The sequence below is a fragment of the Arthrobacter sp. ISL-69 genome, from assembly GCF_018613775.1.
Classification (GTDB): Bacteria; Actinomycetota; Actinomycetes; order Actinomycetales; family Micrococcaceae; genus Arthrobacter.
In genome coordinates this window covers 78,367-100,766 of record NZ_JAGGPO010000015.1, presented here as the reverse complement: position 1 = coordinate 100,766, position 22,400 = coordinate 78,367, and the positions used below count along the sequence as shown (strand labels likewise).

Sequence of the window (22,400 nt, the reverse complement as noted above, 5' to 3'; positions counted from 1 at the left end):
ACAGGGCGTCAGCTGGAAGGTGCGTCCACGGCCTCCAGCTGGAGGGTCTTGGCAGTTTCTGCCTCCAGCTTTGCGGCCAGTTCCCGGTTGTCGTTGAGCTTGACGCCGTAGCCCGGCATCATCTCCTTGAGCTTCGACTGCCAGCTCCGGAAGTTCTTCGGGAAGGACTTCTGGAGCAGTTCGATCATGATGGGAACAGCGGTTGACGCTCCCGGGGATGCCCCAAGCAACGCGCCGATGGAACCGTCGCGGGCCGCGATCACTTCAGTGCCGAACTGCAGGACACCACCCTTCTTCGGATCCTTCTTGATGATCTGAACACGCTGGCCGGCGGTGATGAGTTCCCAGTCGCCGTCTTTTGCTTCCGGGTAGTACTCGCGAAGGGCCTCCACCTTGTCGCCGTGGCGCTTGGCGACTTCCTTGACCAGGTAGGCAGTCAGGTCCATATTGTCCTTGGCCACAGCCAGCATCGGGATGATGTTGCTGGGGCGGATGGACAGCGGCAGGTCCAGGTACGATCCGTTTTTCAGGAAGTTGGTGGAGAACCCTGCGTACGGTCCGAACAGCAGGGAACGCTTGCCGTTGACGTAGCGGGTGTCGAGGTGCGGGACGGACATGGGCGGGGCTCCGACGGATGCCTGGCCGTAGACCTTGGCGCTGTGCTGGCCGGAGAGTGCCTCATCGGTGCAGCGGAAGAACTGGCCGGACACCGGGAAGCCGCCGTAGCCCTTGCTCTCCGGAATTCCGGAAGCCTGCAGCAGGTGGAGGGCGCCGCCGCCGGCGCCGACGAATACGAACTTCGCGCGGATGTTGCCGTGCTCGCCGGACTTCTTGTGCTTGAGCGTGAGGTCCCATCCTCCGCCCGGGGCGCGGCGGATGCCGTTGACGTCGTGGCCGTAGTTGATCTCAACGCCGTTGTTGCCCAGGTAAGTGGTCAGCTCGCGGGTCAGCGCGCCGAAGTCGACGTCGGTGCCCTCGGCTGCGCGGGTAGCGGCGATCCGCTGCTTGGCGTCGCGGCCCTTGACGATCAGGGGCGCCCACTTGGAAATCTGGGCGTGGTCCTCGGAGTACTCCATGGAACGGAAGAGGGTGTTCGGCTTCAGTGCCTCATACCGGGTCTTCAGGAAGTCCGCGTTGGCGTCCCCGATCACGAAGCTCATGTGCGGGACCGTGTTGATGAAGCCCTTGGGGGACCCGATGAGGGAGTTGCTGACCAGGTGGGACCAGAACTGGCGGGACAGCTGGAACTGCTCGTTGATGTGCAGCGCCTTGGAGGGGTCAACCGAGCCGTCTTTGGCTGCGGGAGAGTAATTAAGCTCACACAGGGCGGCGTGGCCGGTTCCTGCGTTGTTCCACGGGTCTGAGCTTTCCAGGCCGGCTTCGTCGAGCCGTTCGAACAGCGAGACGGTCCAGTTCGGTTCGAGCTGCTTGATGAACGCACCCAGCGTGGCGCTCATAATGCCGCCGCCAATCAGGACGACGTCGGCATGTTGGGTCTTGGAAATGAAAGTCACAATGAGTCTCCGATAGCAGCGGCTCTGGCTGTCACAGAATATCCCCGAGCACCCCACTAACTGAAATTGGTTCAGTCCGTCAAGGTTTCAGCTCGACCTTTGTGAAAACTTCGTTTAATACCGGGGACGCGGGGTACTTCAGCACCCGGTCGGAAAGCGCCAGGGCCGATATGGGGAAGGCGATGGGGACGGCCGGGACAGACTGGGCAATCTGGGCGTTGATGGTGCGGTACTGCTCCGTCCGCTCCTCGCCCTCCGGCAGGCCCCTGGCCCGGGCGATCTTGGAAAAGACCTGCGGATCCTGGTAGCCGAATTCGCCGGTCTTCTCGCCGAACAGGGGGCCGACGAAGTTGTCCGGGTCGGCGTACGAACCGTTCCAGCCAAGCAGGTGCAGGGCATGGTCGCCCGGTGACTGCACCTTTTGCAGGTACCCGTCCGACCATTCCACCGGAACAGGCTTCACGTTCAGGCCCACTGCGGTGAGTTGCCTGCTGAGCTCGGCGTAGACCTTTTCGGGTGTGGGGAGGTACGGCCTTGTCACATTAAGGGGGTAGTAGAACTTGAGTTCCTCGCCCTTGTACCCGGCTTCCTCCAACAACGCCTTCGCCTTGGCCGGATCGTAGCCAAGGGAAGGGGCGTTGTTGTTGAACCCGCTGAGTTTGGGTGGGACGAACTGGGTTGCCTGCGTTGTGTTGTCGATGAAGAACCTGCGGATCAGTGTTTCCTTGTCCACCGCCATTTCGATGGCCTGCCGCACTTTGAGGTTCTGCAGGATGGGCACTTCCTGGTTCATGCCGAGATACATCACGGAGAAGGGGTCGCGCTGGATGATCTGTTTTCCGCGCTTGACCAGCTGATCGAAGTTCCCCACAGTGACGGTGTCGTAGGCGTCGATCTTCCCGTCGAGGAGGGCCTGCAGCCTCGACTGGGGCTGGTCGTAAGTGATGAAGTTGATGGTGCCGATCTGGCCCTTGTCGCCCCAATATTCCTTGTTGCTGACCAGCTTGACGCTCGAGTCTTCCCACGCTGCGAAGCTGTAGGGACCCGTGCCCACGGGATGCAGTGCATAGTTTGAGACCGGCTGGCCGTCGCGGGTCTGGCTGAGGGTGTCGGCCTTCTGCTCCGCCATGGCCTTCGGGGACGACATGGCGAAGGCCGGCAGCGTCAGCGCCTGGAGGAAACCGGTGAAGGGCTGCGTGAGGTCGATCCGGACGTTCCCGGCGGAGAGCGCGGTGCAGCCCTTGTAGATGGACAGCGAGGCCTGGTCGGCGTGGGCCTTGAAGACACCTTTGAATGACGTGCCGGGGGCTTGCTTCCGCAGGCTTTCCGGGAAATTGAACCAGCGGTTGAAGTTGGTGCAGACCGACGCGGCATCGAACGGTGACCCGTCCTGGAAGGTGACGCCCTCACGGAGCTTGAACGTGTATGAGCTGCCCTCGTTGGATTCTGCCCACTCGGTCGCGAGCAGGGGAGTGGGCAGGCCGGTAGTCTGGTCCACCCCGACCAGGCCTTCGAGGACCTGGCGGGTGATCCGGTAGGACTCCGTGTCCGATGCCAGCGCGGGATCGAGTCCCAGCGGCTGGGCCCCGGTGCCGAACGTGAACGTCGCCGTCGGGGCGGAGGGGGCCGAGCTGGTCGGAACCGCAGAGGACGACGCCGGCGCGGGGGCGGGCACTCCCGTGCACGAGGCAAGCAGCAGCGACAGGACACCTGCACCGATACTGACTGCAATGCGGCGCGATTTACTGCTGGGCACTCTATTATCACCTCTGGACGGCCGGAAGGCCTCTGGACGGCTGGGAGGTCCGCGGGCCGGGACCGCTCCCCAGTCTAATTGACCGATCCTGGACGCTGGCCGGGTCCGGGGGCGCGGCGGCAGGGGCAAAAACGAAGGTCCGCACCATCGGTGCGGACCTTCGGTTTCTCCAGGGTCGGCCCAGGGAGTCAGGCTGGAGCCGGATCAGGAGCGTTTGCGGGTTGCCTACTTCGGCATCAGGACGGAGTCCACCAGGTAGACCGTGGCGTTGGCGGTCTTGACGCCGCCGCAGATGACGCTGGCGTCATCGACCTTCAGCGCATCCTTGGTGCCGGTCACGGTGACGGAACCGCCCTGGACAGTCTTGTGGGTGCCCACAATCTTGTCGGGGGTGATCTGGCCGGGAACCACGTGGTAAGTCAGGATCTTGCTCAGCAGGGCGTCGTCGGTCTTGAGGGTTTCGATGGTGGCGGCGTCGATCTTGGCGAACGCGTCATCCACCGGTGCGAAGACCGTGAATTCGCTGCCGTTGAGCGTATCCACCAGGTCAACCTTCGGGTTGAGCTTGCCGGACACTGCTGCCGTCAGGGTCTTCAGCAGCGGGTTGTTGGATGCTGCAACGGCGACCGGATCGAGGGCCATGCCGGCCACCGAGCCTGCGCCGTCCGGAACCTGCTCTGCGTAGCCTGCACAGCCGGGACCCACCAGGTTGGCGGCCGGGCCCATGGCGGCCGAGGAGCTGGCCGACGGGGACGGTGCCATGCTCGAAGCGGAGGGCGTGGAAGCCGGTGCCGACGAGCTGTTTGCCGTCGTGGCGGAGCCTCCGCAGGCGGTCAGGCTGAGCAGAGCGGCAGCTGCAACGCCTGCAACGGTGAAGGTAGTGCGCTTGAATGACTGCATTTCGATTCTCCTTGTTAGTGCCGATCATTGCGTGCGGCGAACGACTCTTTCGATCACTGCACTGGCTCAATTCCGACTGTGGGCACCGACCCTTGGTTGGTGTCTCAATGGGTATTCGGCAGTTCGGCGGCACCGGATGGGTGGACTTGGAGAATTCTTTTCCTGCGGACTTTTCGGGCACTGGGCATTGGCGTTAAACGACGGAATCCCGGACCGTGAGGTCCGGGATTCCGGGGTTCCTACTGCTGTGCGCAAGGGGGGACTTGAACCCCCACGCCCGAAGGCACAGGAACCTAAATCCTGCGTGTCTGCCAATTTCACCACTCGCGCGCGGCGCCGACGTGCGTGATCCTGACGCTGTTCCTGCGAAAGCGAAAGGACGTTCGACGGCGGATGCCAGGCTCCAGTGTACCTGCCGGCCGGGCCTTTCGCTCGGTGGCGGAAGAGGCGGTTCCTACCCGCAAGGGAAGGAAACTTAGGCCAGGCCGAGGTCCCGGCGGAGCTTGGCTACGTGGCCGGTGGCCCGCACGTTGTACTGTGCCACCGCCACCTTGCCGTCCGGATCCACCACAATCGTGGACCGGATGAGGCCCTCGTAGGTCCGTCCGTAGTTCTTCTTTTCCCCCCAGGCGGCGTAGGCCTCAGCCACGGAGTGGTCCTCATCGGACAGGATCGGGAAGGTTAGCCCCTCCGCCCCGGCGAACTTGGCGAGCTTCTCAACCGGGTCGGGAGACACGCCCAGGACGTCATAGCCTTCCCGTTGCAGGGAGGCGAGTGTGTCGCGGAAGTCGCACGCTTCCTTGGTGCAGCCGGGCGTGGACGCTGCCGGGTAGAAGTACACAATGGTGTTCCGGCCACGGTAGCTCTTCAGGCTGACATCGTTCCCTGCAGAATCCTTGAGCGTAAAGTCCGGTGCCGGAGTGCCGGGAATGAGTCGTTCAACCAAGATGTTCTCCTCTGGAATGTTGTGGACATCCAAGCTTAGTGAGTGGGGGAGCGGGCGACGAATCCCACGCTGGCTATACTAAGTGGTATGCCTGATATGGATCGCTGGCCCACAGGGCGCCTCTTGTCCACGGCGGCACGCCTCGTCGAACATTCCTGGAATGAGAAGCTGGGAGCCATCGGGCTTACCCATGCCGGGGTCATCGCCATGGAGGTTCTCGCCCTCAACGGACCCATGACCCAGGCACAGCTTGCCCAGTTGGTCCGCGTCCAGGCCCAGACGATGGGGAAAACCCTTAGCCGGCTTGAGTCGCATGGACACATCCGCCGGGAGCGCAGCACGTCTGACCGCCGAAGCCATGTGGTGTCCCTCACCGACCGGGGTGTTGAGGCCGTGGCTGCGGCAGCGGACATGGAACGAACCGTATTGGCTGCTGCTTCGATCGACCCTGACGTGCTGCGGCAAGAGCTCCAGGCCGTAGTGTCCGTCCTGGCCAGCCGCTTTTCCTCGCCGGAGACCAAAGCCATCGTGGCCAACGCCGAATCCGGGCTCACCGTGGATGCCAACAGCGCCAACTGAAAGCCCCGTAGTCGACAGGGCCGGATAGTCGACAGGGCCGGCGATCGGCGCTGGCTGGCGGGGCTTTCCTATCCCAGCAGCCGGACGGCTATCGCCTCCAGGGCCTGAATGTCCCAGCCCTTGTTCAAGGGGCCCAGCTTGGCCTGCAGGATCCCCATCACACCCATCTCCAATAACGCCTGTAAAGCAGAGCCGGGGTTTTCGCTGAACTCCAGGCTGCTTTCCAGCGCGACTAGTGCGTCGGAGTCACAGAGCTGGGTCGGCAGGGAGGCAGCCATGGCGGCGCCAAGGGCGTCGACGTCCGCTTCAATCGTTCCCGTCACAGTAAACCGAAAGACAGCCATGGTTTGCCCCCCACACCGAGTAATGAGGTCACTTTATCCAGTAGTTCGCAGGTATTCCGATGCTTTAGCTGAATTTTTGCCAAAGATAATGCCCTGGTTCAGGGCCCCGGCCGAGTATCAGGGCCGGCGTTCTCAATAAGCGTCAGGGCAGTGAGGCGAGAATGCTGTGGGCCACTCTTTGGTGAGCACGTCGTTTAGCTCCCCGTTGGGGCTGCTTTCGCAGTACGGGGTGTGGTCCGGATCCACTCCCGTTCGTGCTCCAACGTCGGTAGCCCGCTCATTTCGCAGGCGCGCCCCTTCAATATCCAACGGGTGCTTTCCGGGCAAATAGTGCGCCAAACAGCGCAATCACGGAGATGTTCCGCCACACTGATGACGGCACATGGATTCTTGGGGGATGCCGTCGTTGACCGCTGTCGCCCGATCGAGGCTGGGCTGCATCATCACTCATCGGAAGGCATCACCATGACACAGCCCCACCCCGACGCAAACGCTGCCCCTGAGGGCAGCGAGCCGCCGGCAGCCCCGCCGTACGTCGGCGGACAGTACACGCCGGGACTCCAGGTCCAGCAGCCCCATGCCGGCCATCAGCAGGGCTTCCCGGCCGGACCCCAGCAGCCCTATCAGCAGCAGCAGTACCAGGCCTACCCGCCGACGCCACAGCAGCCGCAGTACTCGTCCCAGCCTCCGATGCCGAACCCGGCCTACGGCTACCCGCAGCCGAAGTCCAAGCTCGTCGCCGGGCTCCTGGGCATCTTCCTCGGCGGCATCGGCATCCACCGTTTCTACCTTGGCTTCACCGAGATCGGGGTCATCCACTGATCCTCACGCTAGTCATGGGAATCTTCACCTTCGGCCTTATCGGTCTGTGGGGCGTCGTCGAGGGCATCATGATCATCGCCGGCTCGTCGTATTTCCGGACGGATGCCCAGGGCATCCCGCTACGCGACTGACCGGAACGGGGCAATACTTTGACTGAGATCATCAGCGACAAGCCGGAGCAGCTCGAGCAGATCAGAGCCGGCCTCCTGCAGGGCGAAACCATCTACGCGGTCTACGACTGCATCGGGGTTGGCACCGGCTTTGTCGGCATCACGAACATGCGCGTCATCCTCCAGGACAAGAGCTTCGTCGGCAACAAGCTCGCCGTCGTCTCGATTCCCTACAAGAACATTCGCTCCGTCTCCATGCTGTCCAACAAGTCGATGATGGGCCGGTTCGCATCGACCCCAAGCATCGGAATCGACACGGGCGGCAGCATCAAGGAAGCGGACTTCCGCGGCGACGACAAGGCCAGGCATGCCCATGACCTGATCCTCTGGAACGTGCTGAACACCAAGTAGTAATCGCCAAGGGCGGTCGGTCACCCCGGCCGCCCTTTGCTGTTCCCGGACCCGGGGCGGTCCGCAAACATATCCGGTATCAGCACCGCCGCCGTACGGGTGATTTCCGGGCAAAACGAAACCCCGTCTTCATGGCTTGTGGCCAGTGAAGACGGGGTTTCTGTGGTGCACCCCCCGGGACTCGAACCCGGAACCCATTGATTAAGAGTCAATTGCTCTGCCAGTTGAGCTAGAGGTGCAGCTGTTGTTTTGGCTGTTCCCGTGGGCTTTTGTTTCCCGCGTTCATCTCCGCAACGACATGAAACTCTACACGAGATTTAGCGCCGTGTGAAATCGGCGCCCGCCTCAGCTCCCCGGCCGGGTCGGAAGGGCCAAAATCAGCGCGGAATCAGGGTTTTCGTTGTTGGTAAGCATCCACAAGGTGCCGTCCGGGGCAAGCGAAACGTCCCGAATGCGCCCGTACCGGGTTGTGAAATGGCTCACAGGATTGCCGGCATTTTCGCCTTCGAGGGGGACGGCCCACAGCCGCTGGCCCCTGAGTGCGCCGAGATAAGCCGTGGAGCCCACAATCTCAAGCCCGCTCGGGGATGATTCCGCGGTGGAGGGCCAGACCACCTTGGCATCGATGAAGCCTGGCCTGCCCGGCGCCCCTGTGACCTCCGGCCAGCCGTAGTTGCCGCCCGGCTGGATCAGGTTCAGTTCGTCATCCACGTTTGGACCGAATTCGCTGGACCACAGCCTGCCGGAGTCATCCCAGTCCAGGCCCTGCACGTTCCGGTGGCCAAGGCTGTAGACGGGGTTGTCGCCAAACGGGTTCCCGGGGGCGGGCCGGCCTTCGGCGGTAATCCTGAGGATTTTGCCGCCCAGCGCGTTCGGATCCTGCGGTTGGTCCCGGCGTTGTGAATCACCGGTTCCCACGTACAGATTTCCGTCCGGTCCAAAGCGGATTCGGCCGCCGTTGTGGGTTGAGGCCTTGGGGATGCCGGCGAAGATGATCTCCGGCTGTCCAAGCTTCAACGGGTCCCCGGGTTCGGCCTCCGTCAGCGTGAGACGGGCAATCCTGTTGTCCGCACCGGAGGTGAAATAGGCGAACAGCGACATATCGGATTCGTACTCGGGTGACACTGCCAACCCCAGGAGGCCGCCCTCTCCTCCGGGAACAACTCCGGGGACGCTGCCAACCACCGTGGTCTTCCCGTCCTTGACCGATTTGAGTTCACCGCTGTCACGTTCCGAGATGACGGCGGTGCCATCCGGCAGGAACACCGTGGACCAGGGCAGCTGCAGCCCTTCAACGGTCCGCAGCACCTGGGGTTCCTGGGCGGCCGCGTTGCTACCCGTGACTGAACCGGCGTTGCCTGTGGGAATGCCGCTGCCGCCGCCGGTGCACGCGGCCAGAGTGAGCGATGAGAATAGCGCGGTGGAGGCACAAAAAAGGCGGAGCGCACGCCTGGCTGTGCACCCCGCCTCCTCCGGGTTCATTGTGTACCCCCGCCTCGTTGACGGCCGGGCCTAGTGCCGGCTCCGACGCGGAGCCCGGAACCCTGCCGCTTCAGCGTGCGCGGCCGACTCGAACCAGACCTCTGCGGTGGTCTCCTCATAGTCCGGGCTGGTCTCATCGTGGTAGATCATCGACTGCGCATTGCCTTTGACCGTGTAGCCCTCCGGTCCGCTGCCGTCCGGGCCCGGAGCTGCGGATCCGTCACCGTAAGGCTTGTCGGCTGCAAGGTGTCCGGCGGGCTCAGCCGTGTGACTTGCGGCCGCTTCCGTGGCCGCTGATGACGCCGCCGCCTGCAGTGTTTCAGCATCTCCCTCGGAGAGGACGCCTGTGTGGGTCCCGTCAGCCGGTTCGGCCCCGCCGGCGGCTGACGGTTCCGCTCCGCCTTCAGCGGCCGCGGCATCCTCCGTCGCGGCGTCCTCGGCCGCGGCTGATTCGGCGCCGGGAAGGGTGGGAGCGTGGGGTTCCGTGTACTCAGGGTGGTGGACGGGTGCCTGTTTGCCTCCGTCGGCGGACGGAGTTTCCCGTGCCGCCGGTTCTTTCGCTGCTGTCTCCTTGGGGTGCGGTTCGACGGCATGCGGAGTGCTGGCCGCCTCGGACCACTGCGCTTCCCACTCGGCCTTGTCGGCCACAGCGGCGCGGTCCGTCGCTGCTGTAGCATCCTGTGTCGCCGTGCTGGCTGTCCCTGCCGCAGGCGCGTCCGCTGATGAATCCTCGTCCCAGTCATCCACGTCTCCGCCGCCGGCGCTCGCCGGATCCGGGCTCACTGCAGCGGCGCTCGCGGGAGGTGACGCCACCGGCGGGGACGCGGCCGGTTCAGCCGGTTCAGCCGCCGCGGTAGCTTGCGATGAAGGACGTGGAGTCGAAGATTCGGCAACCGGCACCTCGGCGGCAACGGGCGCCTGCGGCCGGTCCCTGGCATCGTCCGCAGTCGTGGGCGCCGCAGGTGTCGCAGGAGAGCCGAAGCCTGCGGCACTCGCCATTCCGGCAGTCGCGGCTGCCTCTGCCGACACTGCCGCGCTTCCGCCAGCCGGTGCGGCTCCCGCGGGCCTGCCTGAGGCGGCCCGCTCTGCCTGTGGAGCGGACGCACCGGAATCGGAGGACGCCGATGTCCCGGTGGTATTCCCTGAACTGTTGCGGTTCAGGAGCCACCAGACGACCCCGACGATGACTACGATGACGATGACCCAAATAATCCAGTCCATAGCAGAGCCCTTCTGTCCACAAGGCAAGGTTGCCGTTGCTTGACGTTACGTCGGTGTGATTACGGCTGTAAAGGCTTACATGGGGGAATCGAGGCCGTCCTGTAGCCTCGCCTCATGGATTTGAAACGGCTCCGGATTCTCCGCGAACTTTCGGACCGGGGCACCGTGGGCGCCACTGCCGAAGCAATGGAGGTGACGCCCTCCGCCGTCTCCCAACAGCTCAAGACACTCCAGGACGAACTGGGTGTTGTCCTGGTTGAAAAGTCCGGCAGGGGAGTGCGGCTCACAGAGGCGGGTCGAGCCATGGCGGCGGCCGCGGCGGACGTTTCCACGGCCATGGCTCGCGCTGAAGCCACCATCGACACGTACCGGCAGGGCTGGCAGACGCACGTCAAGGCGGCCTTCTTTCCGAGCGCGGCTGAGATGTTCCTCCCCGGCCTCCTGCATCGCGTCAAGGCAGTGGAGGGCCTTCGGTTCGAGGCCTGCTTCGAGGACCCGGGCGTCGCAGGATTCACTGCCCTGGCCGCTGATTACGACATCGTTCTGGCCCATAGCGTGGATGGCCCCGATGTTTTCGCCCGGCAGGGGCTCGTGGTTGTTCCGCTGCTGAACGAGCCGCTGGACGTGGCCATGCCGGCCGGCCACGTCCTGGCGACAAAGCCATCGCTGACGGCCAGCGATGTTGTGGGATTTCCGTGGATGGGCGTGCCGGAGGGCTTTCCGTTCGACACAGTGCTTCGCCAGATCGAGGTGCAGGCGGGGGCTCCGGCATTGCGCGCGCAGCTGTTTCCCGACCTGCGGGTGTTGGAAGCGCTTGTCAGCGCCGGCCACGGGTTGAGCCTGTTGCCCCGGTACACGGCCCTGAGAAACCAGGAGCGCGGCTTTGTGCTGCGTCCCCTGCTGGGGGTAACTGCCCGCCGCAGCATCGTCGCGCTCGCGCGCCCGGATGTGGCGGCCCGGACCACCATCCAGCAGGTCCTGTCCATGCTCGAGGCCGAAGCCGCATCGATCAACACCGCCGGCCTGAGTGACGCATGACACATCCAAAGGCGGCAGCGACTGTCCTGATCTCATTATTTGAGACGAGAGTCCACTATTTGATCGAAATATTCACGGTTTTCGGCTTAACCCTCCATCCGGGGTCGTTGGCGTCCCAATCGGAGTCATAGACTTTGACCCATGAGTGAGGACACCCAAACAGCAACCGAGAACAAGATCGACATCAAGCCCCGCAGCCGGGTCGTCACCGACGGGATCCATGCCGCCCCCGCGCGCGGTATGTTCCGCGCGGTCGGCATGGGCGATGACGACTTCGCGAAGCCCCAGATCGGCGTTGCGAGCTCCTGGAATGAAATCACTCCCTGCAACCTCTCCCTGAACCGGCTGGCCCAGGGCGCCAAGGAAGGCGTCCACGCCGGCGGCGGCTTCCCCATGCAGTTCGGGACGATCTCCGTTTCCGACGGAATTTCCATGGGCCACGAAGGCATGCACTTCTCGCTCGTTTCCCGCGAGGTCATCGCCGACTCCGTGGAAACCGTCATGCAGGCCGAGCGCATCGACGGCTCCGTCCTGCTCGCCGGTTGCGACAAGTCCCTCCCGGGCATGCTTATGGCAGCAGCCCGCCTGGACCTGGCCAGCGTCTTCCTCTACGCGGGCTCCATCATGCCGGGCTGGGTCAAGCTCGAGGACGGCTCGGAAAAGGAAGTCACCCTCATCGACGCCTTCGAAGCCGTGGGCGCCTGCGCCGCAGGCAAGATGAGCCTCGGGGACCTGGAGCGCATCGAAAAGGCCATCTGTCCCGGCGAAGGTGCCTGCGGCGGCATGTACACGGCCAACACCATGGCCTGCATCGGCGAGGCCCTGGGCATGTCCCTGCCGGGCTCCGCTGCTCCGCCCTCGGCAGACCGCCGTCGTGATGAATTCGCCCGAAAGTCCGGCGAAGCGGTGGTCAACCTGCTCCGCCTCGGCATCACTGCCCGGGACATCATGACCAAGAAGGCCTTCGAGAACGCCATCGCCGTGACCATGGCATTCGGCGGCTCCACCAACGCCGTCCTGCACCTGCTGGCCATCGCCCGCGAGGCCGAGGTTGAGCTGACCCTGGACGACTTCAACCGCATCGGCGACAAGATCCCGCACTTGGGTGACCTGAAGCCCTTCGGCCGCTACGTCATGACCGACGTGGACAAGATCGGCGGCGTGCCGGTCATCATGAAGGCACTGCTCGACGCCGGGCTGCTGCACGGAGACTGCCTCACCGTTACCGGCAAGACCCTTGCCGAGAACCTCGCGTCCATCAACCCGCCGGACCTGGACGGCAAGATCCTGCGCGCCTTGGACAACCCGATCCACAAAACCGGTGGCATCACCATCCTGCACGGTTCCATGGCGCCGGAAGGCGCCGTCGTCAAGAGCGCCGGCTTCGACGCCGATGTCTTCGAAGGCACGGCCCGCGTGTTCGAACGCGAGCAGGGCGCCCTGGATGCGCTTGACAACGGACAGATCAACAAGGGTGATGTTGTGGTCATCCGCTACGAGGGCCCCAAGGGTGGTCCGGGCATGCGCGAAATGCTCGCCATCACCGGTGCCATCAAGGGTGCCGGCCTGGGCAAGGACGTGCTGCTGCTGACCGACGGCCGTTTCTCCGGCGGTACCACCGGACTGTGCATCGGCCACGTTGCGCCGGAAGCGGTCGACGGCGGCCCCATCGCCTTCGTCAAGGACGGCGACCGGATCCGCGTGGACATCGCCGCCCGCAGCTTCGACCTGCTGGTGGACGACGCCGAGCTCGAGTCCCGCAAGATCGGCTGGGAGCCGCTGCCGGCCAAGTTCACGAAGGGCGTGCTCGCCAAGTACGCCAAGCTGGTGCACAGCGCCTCCACCGGCGCATACTGCGGGTAGCACCCCGTAGCCGCGCTAACCCAACTGACTGGCAGTTAACCTCCGCAAACGCGCTTTTCGGAGCGTTAGCTGCGAGTCAGTTGGGAGGGGCGGCCAATTGGTGGACAATGACGTCCACACTGTGAGACGCGCGCCGTCGTCGTTGACACGTGTCTCACAGAGAGGGAAAACTGAACGCATGACCGCATTCGTTACCGCCGACATCCTCGTCGTCCTTACCAAGCGCGTGGCTCAATAGCCCGACTGGTAACGAACCGTCACGCGCAACCCCTCGAAGAGCCACCAGGCTGAGGGGTTTTTTTATTTGTTGCAGTAATTGAATCCGCCATGAGAACCACCCGCTAATGAAGATCCACAAAGGAAGAGTCCGATGAGCAAAGGATCGCCGATCAGCCCCTCGCTGATGGCTACAAAGTCCGCTGGAGCCCCTAAAGCTCCGGAACGCGCCGACCGCACGGCCGATGCCGGTGTCGACCACGCTGCTGCTGTCTCTCCTGTCCTTGGGCCGAACAACGTCGTACCCCCGACGGTGATGACCGGTTCACAAGCTATTGTCCGCTCGCTCGAAGAACTCGGCGTGGACGATATTTTTGGTTTGCCCGGTGGCGCGATCCTGCCCACCTATGACCCCTTGATGGCTTCCAGGATGAATCACGTCCTGGTCCGTCACGAACAGGGAGCCGGCCACGCCGCGCAAGGCTACGCCATGGTTACCGGGCGGGTTGGCGTTTGCATTGCCACCTCGGGCCCCGGGGCCACCAACCTCGTTACCGCCATCATGGATGCCCACATGGACTCCGTGCCGCTCGTGGCCATCACCGGCCAGGTGTCCAGCGGAGTCATTGGTACGGACGCTTTCCAGGAAGCGGACATCGTCGGCATCACTATGCCGATCACCAAGCACTCGTTCTTGGTGACCGACCCCAGCGACATCCCGCACGTCATGGCGGAGGCGTTCCACCTTGCTTCCACCGGCCGTCCCGGTCCGGTGCTGGTGGACATTGCCAAGGATGCGCAGCAGGGCCAGATGACCTTCTCCTGGCCTCCCAAGATTGACCTTCCCGGTTACCGCCCGGTGGTCCGCGGCCACAACAAGCAGGTTCGCGAAGCAGCGAAGCTGATTGCCGCGGCCAGCAAGCCTGTGCTCTACGTCGGCGGCGGCGTGGTGAAGGCGCACGCTTCGGCAGAGTTGCGGGAACTCGCCGAAATCACCGGCGCGCCCGTCGTAACCACCCTGATGGCCCGCGGCGTATTCCCGGACTCGCACCCGCAGCACGTCGGCATGCCGGGCATGCACGGCACGGTCTCCGCCGTGACAGCGCTGCAGCAGTCCGACCTGCTCATCACGTTGGGCGCCCGTTTTGATGACCGGGTGACCGGCATCCTGAAGACGTTCGCGCCCAACGCGAAGGTCATCCACGCGGACATCGATCCGGCCGAGATTTCCAAGAACCGCACGGCGGACGTTCCGATCGTGGGATCCGTCAAGGAGATCATTCCGGAACTCACCGAAGCCGTGAAGACGCAGTTCGAGGTTTCCGGGAAGCCGGACCTGGACAACTGGTGGACGTTCCTGAACAACCTGAAGGAAACGTATCCGCTGGGCTGGACGGAGCCCGAGGACGGCCTCAGTGCGCCGCAGCGCGTAATTGAGCGCATCGGCGCCCTGACGGGTCCCGAAGGTATCTACGTGGCAGGCGTCGGCCAGCACCAGATGTGGGCGGCACAGTTCATCAAATACGAACGCCCCCACGCGTGGCTGAACTCGGGCGGAGCCGGCACCATGGGCTACGCAGTCCCGGCTGCCATGGGCGCCAAGGTGGGCGAACCGGACCGCGTGGTCTGGGCCATCGACGGTGACGGCTGCTTCCAGATGACCAACCAGGAACTGGCCACGTGCGCCATCAACAAGATCCCCATCAAGGTTGCCGTCATCAACAACTCCTCGCTGGGAATGGTGCGCCAGTGGCAGACCCTCTTTTACGAAGGCCGCTACTCGAACACCGACCTGAACACCGGACATGAGACAGTCCGCATTCCGGACTTCGTGAAACTGGGCGAGGCCTACGGCTGCGCATCCTTCCGGTGCGAGCGCGACGAGGACATCGACGCCACCATCCTGAAGGCCCTTGAAATCAATGACCGCCCCGTGGTCATCGACTTCGTGGTGAGCCCCGACTCCATGGTGTGGCCGATGGTGCCTGCCGGAGTGAGTAACGACCAGATCCAGGTCGCCCGCAACATGACCCCGGAATGGGAAGAGGAGGACTGATCATGAGCCGCCACACGCTGTCCGTTCTGGTCGAAGACAAACCCGGTGTGCTGACCCGCGTAGCGAGCCTCTTCGCGCGCCGGGCCTTCAACATCAATTCCCTGGCCGTCGGCCCGACGGAAGTTCCGGGCATGTCCCGGATGACCGTCGTCGTCGACGCCGATGGTGACCTGATCGAACAGGTCACCAAGCAGTTGAACAAGCTTGTCAATGTGATCAAGATTGTTGAACTCACCTCAGAATCTTCCGTGCAGCGTGACCACATCCTGGTCAAGGTACGTGCGGATGCCGCAACTCGTCTGCAGGTGACCCAGGCTGCAGACCTGTTCCGCGCTTCAGTGGTCGACGTCTCCACAGACTCCGTCGTTATTGAAGCAACCGGCCACCCCGAAAAGCTCACCGCACTGCTCTCAGTGCTCGAGCCCTTCGGCATCCGCGAAATTGTGCAGTCCGGCACCTTGGCCGTTGGACGGGGATCCCGCTCCATGAGTGACAGGGCACTACGCTCCGCGTAAGGCAACAGCCTAAGACACAGGCGGGGCACAGCCTCACCTGCGGCGCAAAGCCCGTGCAGTACCGCAAAACCACAGACTATTTACACACCAGAGAATCCACTCAAAAGGAGTTACGCAAGTGACTGAAATGTTCTACGACGACGACGCAGACCTCTCCATCATCCAGGGCCGCAAGGTTGCAATCGTCGGCTATGGCTCCCAGGGCCACGCCCACGCCCTGAACCTGCGCGACTCCGGCGTCGAAGTGACCATCGCCCTCAAGGAAGGCTCGTCGTCGATCGCCAAGGCCGAGGATGCAGGCTTCTCGGTGAAGAACGTCGCAGACGCCGCCGAATGGGCCGACGTCATCATGATCCTGGCGCCGGACCAGTACCAGCGCTCGATCTTCAACGACTCCATCAAGGACAAGCTGACCCCGGGCAAGGCACTCGCCTTCGCACACGGCTTCAACATCCGCTTCGGCTACATCGAGGCACCGGAGGGCGTTGACGTCATCCTGATCGCCCCGAAGGCTCCGGGCCACACCGTGCGCCGCGAATTCGAAGCCGGCCGCGGCATCCCGGACATCATCGCCGTGGAGCAGGACGCCTCCGGTTCCGCTTGGGACCTGGCCAAGTCCTACGCCAAGGCCATCGGCGGCACCCGCGCCGGCGTTATCAAGACCACCTTCACTGAAGAGACCGAAACCGACCTCTTCGGCGAGCAGTCTGTCCTGTGCGGCGGCGTGTCCCAGCTGGTCCAGTACGGCTTCGAGACCCTGACCGAGGCCGGCTACCAGCCGCAGATCGCCTACTTCGAGGTCCTGCACGAGCTCAAGCTCATCGTTGACCTCATGTGGGAAGGCGGCATCGCCAAGCAGCGCTGGAGCGTTTCCGACACCGCAGAATACGGCGACTACGTCTCCGGCCCGCGCGTCATCACCCCCGAGGTGAAGGAAAACATGAAGGCTGTCCTCGCCGACATCCAGAACGGCGCGTTCGCCAAGCGCTTCATCGAGGACCAGGACAACGGCGGCGTTGAGTTCAAGGCACTGCGCGCCAAGGCAGAGCAGCACCCGATCGAGGCCGTCGGCCGCGAACTGCGCGGTTTGTTCTCCTGGCAGCAGCAGGACGAGGACTACGTAGAGGGCTCGGCAGCCCGCTAAGCCCGGCATTCAGCCGCCAGGCAGAAGACAACAGTGAGGCCGGGTTCACACTTAACAATGTGAGCCCGGCCTTTCCGTCAGCCTAGACTTGATTTATCCCCCGGACTGCAACGCAGAGGATCAGCCGTGTCAAAACCCGTAGTACTGCTCGCCGAAGAACTTTCCCCCGCCACAGTCGAGGCCCTCGGCCCGGACTTTGAAATCCGCCAGACCGACGGTGCCGACCGTTCCCAGCTGCTCGCAGCCATCGCGGATGTTGACGCTATCCTGGTCCGCTCTGCCACCCAGGTGGACGCCGAGGCCATCGCCGCGGCCAAGAACCTCAAGGTTATTGCCCGCGCCGGCGTCGGCCTGGACAACGTCGACATCAGGGCCGCCACCCAGGCCGGTGTCATGGTGGTCAACGCACCGACGTCGAACATCGTTTCTGCCGCCGAACTCACGGTGGGCCACATCCTGAGCCTCGCCCGCCACATCCCGCAGGCCAGCGCCGCTCTCAAGGACGGAGAATGGAAACGCTCCAAGTACACGGGCATTGAACTCTACGAGAAGAAGATCGGCATCATCGGCCTGGGCCGGATCGGCGCCCTCGTGGCAGCCCGCCTGAAGGGCTTCGACACCAAGATCCTGGCGTACGACCCCTACATCACCTCGGCCCGCGCAGCTCAGCTGGGCGTGCAGCTGGTCACCCTGGACGAACTGCTGGCCCAGTCGGACTTCATCACCATCCACATGCCCAAGACGCCGGAAACGGTGGGCATGCTCGGCGCCGAGGCGTTCAAGAAGATGAAGAAGACCGCCTACGTCATCAACGTTGCCCGCGGCGGCCTTGTGGACGAGGAAGCTCTCCACGCGGCCCTGAAGGACGGCGAGATCGCCGGAGCCGGCGTCGACGTCTTCGTCAAGGAACCCAGCACGGACCTGCCGTTCTTTGACATGGACAACGTCGTGGTGACCCCGCACCTGGGCGCATCCACCGACGAAGCGCAGGAAAAGGCCGGCGTTTCCGTGGCCAAGTCCGTCCGCCTGGCACTGGCCGGGGAACTGGTTCCCGATGCAGTGAACGTTGCCGGCGGCGTCATCGCTCCGGACGTCCGCCCGGGCATCCCGCTGATCGAGAAGCTGGGCCGCATCTTCACGGCACTGACCCACGCATCGCTGACCCAGTTCGACGTCGAAGTGGCCGGCGAGATTTCCTCGCTGGACGTCAAGGTGCTGGAACTGGCCGCGCTCAAGGGCATCTTCGCGGACGTCGTGACCGAACAGGTCTCCTACGTCAACGCTCCGGTCATTGCTGAGCAGCGCGGCATCAACGTCCGCCTGATCACCACTCCGGACACCGAGTCGTACCGCAACGTCCTGACCCTGCGCGGCGCCCTGAGCGACGGCAGCCAGATCTCCGTGGCCGGGACTCTGACGGGCCCCAAGCAGATCCAGAAGCTCGTGGGCGTCAACGGCTACGAGGTGGAAATCCCGATCAGCGAGCACCTGGTGGTGGTGGCCTACGCCGACCGCCCCGGCGTGATCGGCACCATCGGGCACATCCTGGGCATGAACAACATCAATATTGCCGGCATGCAGGTTGCACGCCAGGCGGAGGGTGGCCAGGTCCTGGCGCTCCTGACCATCGACAGCTCGGTGCCGCAGCAGGTTCTTGACGCAATCAAGGCCGGTATTGGTGCCGAAATGGTGCGCGAAGTCGATCTCGAAGACTGACCTCCCGCCTACTCGGTGAACTTCCTGTGACAGAGGTTAACTTCTGCCACGTATGATTGGCCGGTCTGCGTACAATGGCTGGGTCCGATTTTCGGATCCGGCCGGCAGACCGGCCATTATTTTTTGCACACCCGGCAGGGGACGCCTTCACGCCTAACTAGGTGTGACTGAGGTGTGCACACACGCAATCCAGCTTTCAGGGAGCCCAATGAACGCCGTCCAGAGGTTCATCAGAAGCCGAGTGCTTTTGCTGACCGCGGCCATTTTGATCGTCGCTATGTGCCTGTCCGTCCTCGTCCAGGGCCAGTCACAGGCGGCGCTCAACCGAACAGTCGACGAGAATTCCCGCGGCCTCTATGACATCCTGGTCCAGGCCAAGGCCGGATCCGGCGGAACGCTGATGCAGCCGGAAATCGCCAACGGCCAGGGCGGCATCAGCTTCGACCAGATGGATGGCATCAGGAAGCTCTCAGGCACGTCCGTGGCGGCTCCGATCAGCCTGGTGTCACGGGTATCGCAGAACCTGGAGTCCCCGCGTCTTGACGCCATGGACTACCTGGGATTCAACGCCGGACTCGTAGGCACCGCCACCGCCGGGGAACCGGGAGCAACCGACCCCAGCAAGTGGCCGGCAGCCGAGTCCGTCCTCACCGACGATGCGAAGAAATACCGGATGACCGCCAGCGCCGTCAGCTCGGACGGCAAGTCGGAACAGACCCTGTTCAAGTCCATGGCCGAAGGCTCGCTCGGCAAGGCGAGGCTCATCGAAGAGCAGACCGCCGGCGGTAAGAGCATCCGCATCGCGGGCCCCGACGGCGAGACCGGCGTCAAGTTCCCGGCTCCCGCTGGCGGTTCCGAACACAACCTCTTCAATCTGTCGGTGTCGCTGCCGCTGGCGCCGCAGGTGACGGAGTCCGTCGTCGCCGTCGACCCCGTGTCCGAGCGTGCCCTGCTGGGCACTGCCGGTGACTTCCTGGCACCGCTCGAAAAGGCTCCGCCGGCGGACGCCCGCAACGCCGGTGCGATCGGCCGGCACTTCGAAAGCCTGTTCACCACCGGAATCAGCATGAAAGAGCTCGAAGAGGGGCCGGACTTCCTCGGCGTCAAACTCAAGTACTGGGCGCCGCTGATGACCCAGTACCAGCAGGCAAAGCGGGACGGCCAGCTCACCGCCGATTCCCAGGCCATCCCGCTGATCGTCCGCTCCGGCACCTCCCTGGACCTCAAGTACTCGGTCAAGATCGAGGAAATCGACGATTCCGGAAACGTGGTCAAGGACGTGGGCACCGTGACCCGCTCCCTCGACAAGGACTACCTCCCGTTCGTCTCCAAGTCGCCGTTCGCGCTCTCCTGGCCCGGGTCGCAGGACTACTCCAAGCTCCTGGGCAACACGGGCAACTTCAGCCAGGGCCTCTACAACCCCGCGACCTGGAGCACCGACTTCGCGTCGGCTCCCAAATACACCGATGGCTCCACCGCCGGAAACGGTGCTGTGGACAAGACCGCCACACCGGGGGAGTGGGTGACCGTCAACCGGCTCCCGGAGAAGGGTGCCGGCGGCGCGCCGGTCGACCAGACCCAGCGTGAGCCGGTCGACGAGCGCTCCTACCGCGAAAGCCTGGAGACGGGCAGCAAACTCGCCGCCCCGCTTGCCATGGTCTACGGCACATTCGACGCCGACAAGGTCCAGGAAGCCGCCGGTGACATCAACCGGCTGCCGCTGGGCGGCTACGACCCCACACCACTTACCCTGACGGAGGACGCGCAGGGGAAAAAGGTCGAAAACACGGAACTCAAGCCGTCACTGAGCGCCACGGGCCTGGTCAGCCAGTCCGCCGGCGCCATCACCGACTACTACGGCCTCGCCGCAGCGCGGGGATACGAAGAGAACGCATCCGTCATCGACGCTATCCGTGTCCGTGCCAAGGCGCCGGGAAGCTGGAAGCAGTCGCAGCCTGAGGTCGAGCAGCTCGCCAACGAAATCCGCGACATGGGCCTCGAGGCCACCGTTGTTGCCGGCTCAGCGCGTGAAGACGCCAACATCTTTGTTCCGGGCTACTCCAAGGACGACGCCGGCAAGGAATCCGCGCTGGGCACAGTTACCCAGTCCTGGGTTCGCCAGGATGCGGCTGATGCCGTCTCCGGCTCCCTGACCGGAACGAACCTGACGCTCCTGTTCCTGACGCTCATCGGGGCGGCCCTGCTTACCGGCGCATCGACCGTCAGCTACATCCGTCAACGGCGCCTAGAGGCCGGCACGCTGCGGGCCATGGGCTGGACCCAGACGAGGATCCGCAGCTGGGTGCTTGCCGAATTCGCCGTGGGAGCCAGCCTCCTGGCAATTGCCGGCACCGTCCTGAGCCTCGTGAGCTGGAACATCGCGACGGTCATCGTCTCGGCATCGGTCCTGGTGCTCTACGCCGCCGCGGCCTATTTTGCGGCGAGGCAGCTAAGGCACCGCGACGAAGTGGACCAGGAACCGCAGCACGACGAGCGGCTGATCGCCGTGGACTCCCCGCTCACGTTCGCCAACCGCCAGCTGAGCACCAACAAGTTCAATACCATCTCCCTTGCGGTCGCGGTCGGTGTCTTTGGGGCCGCAGTGGGCGGGCTCATAGCACTGCTGATCGACATTCCCCGGGCTGCCGGCGCGAGCGCCCTGAGCGGACTTGCCGCGGCCAGTGTGGCGCTGCCCAGCATCGTCCTGGCGCTCTCCGGAGTGGCCGTGGGCCTGGTGCTGACCCTGGTCACCGGGCGCTTTGAGCTCCAGGCCAAGCGGCAGTACCTCGGCACGCTCGAAGCGATGGGCTGGAACCCCGACATGCTCGGCCAGGTCCGGCTGTTCGAAAACGCCCTCGTGGGCACGGTGGCCTTGCCGCTCGGCGTGGTGGGCGCCCTCGGCATCGGCCTGCTGCTTGCACCCTATGCCGCACTCTGGGCCGCAGTGGCCGGACTCGTGGCTGTACTTTGCTGGATTCCAATTGCAACGAAAGTGGTCCAATGAACAACGACGTGAATCTCGACCGGATTCCCCAGGATGACGCCGGGGACGGCTCGCTCCAGACCCGTGCCAACACCATCCTGAAGGCCGCAGACCACGGGACCCCGCTGGAACTGAGCAACATCACCATCCGTTACGGCGGCCAGAAAGGCGGAGCCGACGCCGTCAACGTCGTCGAGGGCTTCGACCTGACCCTCCACGCCGGCGAAATGCACTGCGTCGCCGGCCGAAGCGGTTCCGGCAAGACCAGCATCCTGACCGTCGGCGCGGGACTGACGCTGCCGACGTCGGGCCGTGTCTTCTGGGAAAGCCAGTCCCTCGAGAGCATGGGCGACGACGAAATCGCCGACCGCCGCCGGGCCCTGATCGGCTACGTCGACCAGGGCGGCGCCCTGATTGACGGCATGAGCGCCCTGGAGAACGTCCTGCTGCCCGCCGTTCCGGACGGCGAAGTGGACCAGCGCCGCGACATGGCCAAGGACCTCCTGGACCTGGTGGGACTGGGCCGGCGCATGCGGCACCGCCCCGCCCAGCTCTCCGGCGGTGAGCGTCAGCGCGTGGCGATTGCCCGCGCACTCATCCTGGGAACCCGGGTCCTGGTAGTGGACGAACCCACCGCGAGCCTGGACCGCACGTCGGCCAACCGCATCATCAGCATCCTCAAGGACACCACGTCCGACGGTATTGCTGTCCTGGTGGCGTCACATGACCACGAACTTGTCCGGCTCAGCGATACCCTGACCGAACTGATCTAGATTTAGGGGTA

Annotated in this window: 18 protein-coding genes and 2 tRNA genes; 11 read left to right on the top strand and 9 right to left on the bottom strand. The window is 64.1% G+C overall.

The features are described from left to right. Positions 1-8: 8 nt before the first annotated feature. The 5 genes from J7I79_RS10270 to bcp form a co-directional block, all read right to left on the bottom strand. Positions 9-1,514, bottom strand: a complete 1,506-nt coding sequence (locus tag J7I79_RS10270; protein ID WP_214952867.1) for a malate:quinone oxidoreductase — start codon at positions 1,512-1,514, stop codon at positions 9-11. Between the two features lie 79 nt (positions 1,515-1,593). Beyond that, the gene (locus J7I79_RS10265; RefSeq protein WP_214952865.1) at positions 1,594-3,270 is read right to left on the bottom strand and encodes an ABC transporter substrate-binding protein; all 1,677 of its coding nucleotides are present in this window, start codon (positions 3,268-3,270) and stop codon (positions 1,594-1,596) included. Between the two features lie 225 nt (positions 3,271-3,495). Continuing rightward, the gene (locus J7I79_RS10260) at positions 3,496-4,170 is read right to left on the bottom strand and encodes a fasciclin domain-containing protein (protein WP_214952863.1); all 675 of its coding nucleotides are present in this window, start codon (positions 4,168-4,170) and stop codon (positions 3,496-3,498) included. A 248-nt stretch (positions 4,171-4,418) separates the two neighbouring features. Then, positions 4,419-4,500: transfer RNA gene (locus J7I79_RS10255), tRNA-Leu, on the bottom strand. 145 nt (positions 4,501-4,645) lie between these two features. Further along, complete coding sequence (bcp, locus tag J7I79_RS10250) at positions 4,646-5,116, bottom strand: thioredoxin-dependent thiol peroxidase (protein WP_214952861.1); 471 nt, start codon at positions 5,114-5,116, stop codon at positions 4,646-4,648. Between the two features lie 96 nt (positions 5,117-5,212). On the opposite strand from bcp, the gene J7I79_RS10245 reads away from it, so the two are divergent. Beyond that, on the top strand, positions 5,213-5,695 hold the full coding sequence (locus J7I79_RS10245; RefSeq protein WP_214953116.1) for a MarR family winged helix-turn-helix transcriptional regulator: 483 nt from the start codon (positions 5,213-5,215) through the stop codon (positions 5,693-5,695). 68 nt (positions 5,696-5,763) lie between these two features. Here J7I79_RS10245 and J7I79_RS10240 read toward each other — a convergent pair whose 3' ends face one another. Next, positions 5,764-6,039 carry a hypothetical protein gene (locus tag J7I79_RS10240; protein WP_214952859.1) on the bottom strand — a complete coding sequence of 92 codons (276 nt, stop codon included), beginning with the start codon at positions 6,037-6,039 and terminating at the stop codon, positions 5,764-5,766. 465 nt (positions 6,040-6,504) lie between these two features. On the opposite strand from J7I79_RS10240, the gene J7I79_RS10235 reads away from it, so the two are divergent. Both J7I79_RS10235 and J7I79_RS10230 read left to right on the top strand, forming a co-directional pair. Continuing rightward, entirely contained in the window at positions 6,505-6,861 is a 357-nt protein-coding gene (locus J7I79_RS10235; protein WP_214952857.1) for a TM2 domain-containing protein, read from the top strand. A gap of 149 nt (positions 6,862-7,010) precedes the next feature. Beyond that, positions 7,011-7,382 (top strand): PH domain-containing protein, encoded by a 372-nt coding sequence (locus tag J7I79_RS10230; RefSeq protein WP_214952855.1) that lies wholly within the window; start codon positions 7,011-7,013, stop codon positions 7,380-7,382. A gap of 163 nt (positions 7,383-7,545) precedes the next feature. Here the strand turns inward: J7I79_RS10230 and J7I79_RS10225 are convergent. The 3 genes from J7I79_RS10225 to J7I79_RS10215 form a co-directional block, all read right to left on the bottom strand. After that, positions 7,546-7,621, bottom strand: a tRNA-Lys gene (locus J7I79_RS10225). 106 nt (positions 7,622-7,727) lie between these two features. Continuing rightward, the gene (locus J7I79_RS10220; RefSeq protein WP_214952853.1) at positions 7,728-8,864 is read right to left on the bottom strand and encodes a sorbosone dehydrogenase family protein; all 1,137 of its coding nucleotides are present in this window, start codon (positions 8,862-8,864) and stop codon (positions 7,728-7,730) included. Between the two features lie 30 nt (positions 8,865-8,894). Beyond that, a complete protein-coding gene (locus tag J7I79_RS10215; RefSeq protein ID WP_214952851.1) occupies positions 8,895-10,085 on the bottom strand; it encodes a hypothetical protein in 1,191 nt (396 codons plus the stop codon). Between the two features lie 114 nt (positions 10,086-10,199). Here J7I79_RS10215 and J7I79_RS10210 point away from each other — a divergent pair, with 114 nt between their 5' ends. The 8 genes from J7I79_RS10210 to J7I79_RS10175 all read left to right on the top strand — a co-directional run bounded on the left by J7I79_RS10210 (position 10,200) and on the right by J7I79_RS10175 (position 22,389). After that, positions 10,200-11,123, top strand: a complete 924-nt coding sequence (locus J7I79_RS10210) for a LysR family transcriptional regulator (protein ID WP_214952849.1) — start codon at positions 10,200-10,202, stop codon at positions 11,121-11,123. Positions 11,124-11,264: 141 nt separating this feature from the next. Next, complete coding sequence (gene ilvD / locus J7I79_RS10205; protein ID WP_214952847.1) at positions 11,265-12,986, top strand: dihydroxy-acid dehydratase; 1,722 nt, start codon at positions 11,265-11,267, stop codon at positions 12,984-12,986. A gap of 370 nt (positions 12,987-13,356) precedes the next feature. Beyond that, entirely contained in the window at positions 13,357-15,258 is a 1,902-nt protein-coding gene (locus J7I79_RS10200; protein ID WP_104175367.1) for an acetolactate synthase large subunit, read from the top strand. 2 nt (positions 15,259-15,260) lie between these two features. After that, positions 15,261-15,773 (top strand): acetolactate synthase small subunit, encoded by a 513-nt coding sequence (gene ilvN / locus J7I79_RS10195; protein WP_055796055.1) that lies wholly within the window; start codon positions 15,261-15,263, stop codon positions 15,771-15,773. 118 nt (positions 15,774-15,891) lie between these two features. Further along, positions 15,892-16,917: a ketol-acid reductoisomerase gene (gene ilvC, locus J7I79_RS10190; RefSeq protein WP_214952845.1), complete on the top strand. Its 1,026-nt coding sequence runs from the start codon at positions 15,892-15,894 to the stop codon at positions 16,915-16,917. A gap of 126 nt (positions 16,918-17,043) precedes the next feature. Beyond that, complete coding sequence (gene serA, locus J7I79_RS10185) at positions 17,044-18,633, top strand: phosphoglycerate dehydrogenase (RefSeq protein ID WP_214952843.1); 1,590 nt, start codon at positions 17,044-17,046, stop codon at positions 18,631-18,633. A gap of 208 nt (positions 18,634-18,841) precedes the next feature. Next, a complete protein-coding gene (locus tag J7I79_RS10180; RefSeq protein WP_214952841.1) occupies positions 18,842-21,637 on the top strand; it encodes an ABC transporter permease in 2,796 nt (931 codons plus the stop codon). Continuing rightward, positions 21,634-22,389: an ABC transporter ATP-binding protein gene (locus tag J7I79_RS10175; protein WP_214952839.1), complete on the top strand. Its 756-nt coding sequence runs from the start codon at positions 21,634-21,636 to the stop codon at positions 22,387-22,389. Before J7I79_RS10180 ends, J7I79_RS10175 begins: the two co-directional genes overlap by 4 nt. Positions 22,390-22,400: the final 11 nt, after the last annotated feature.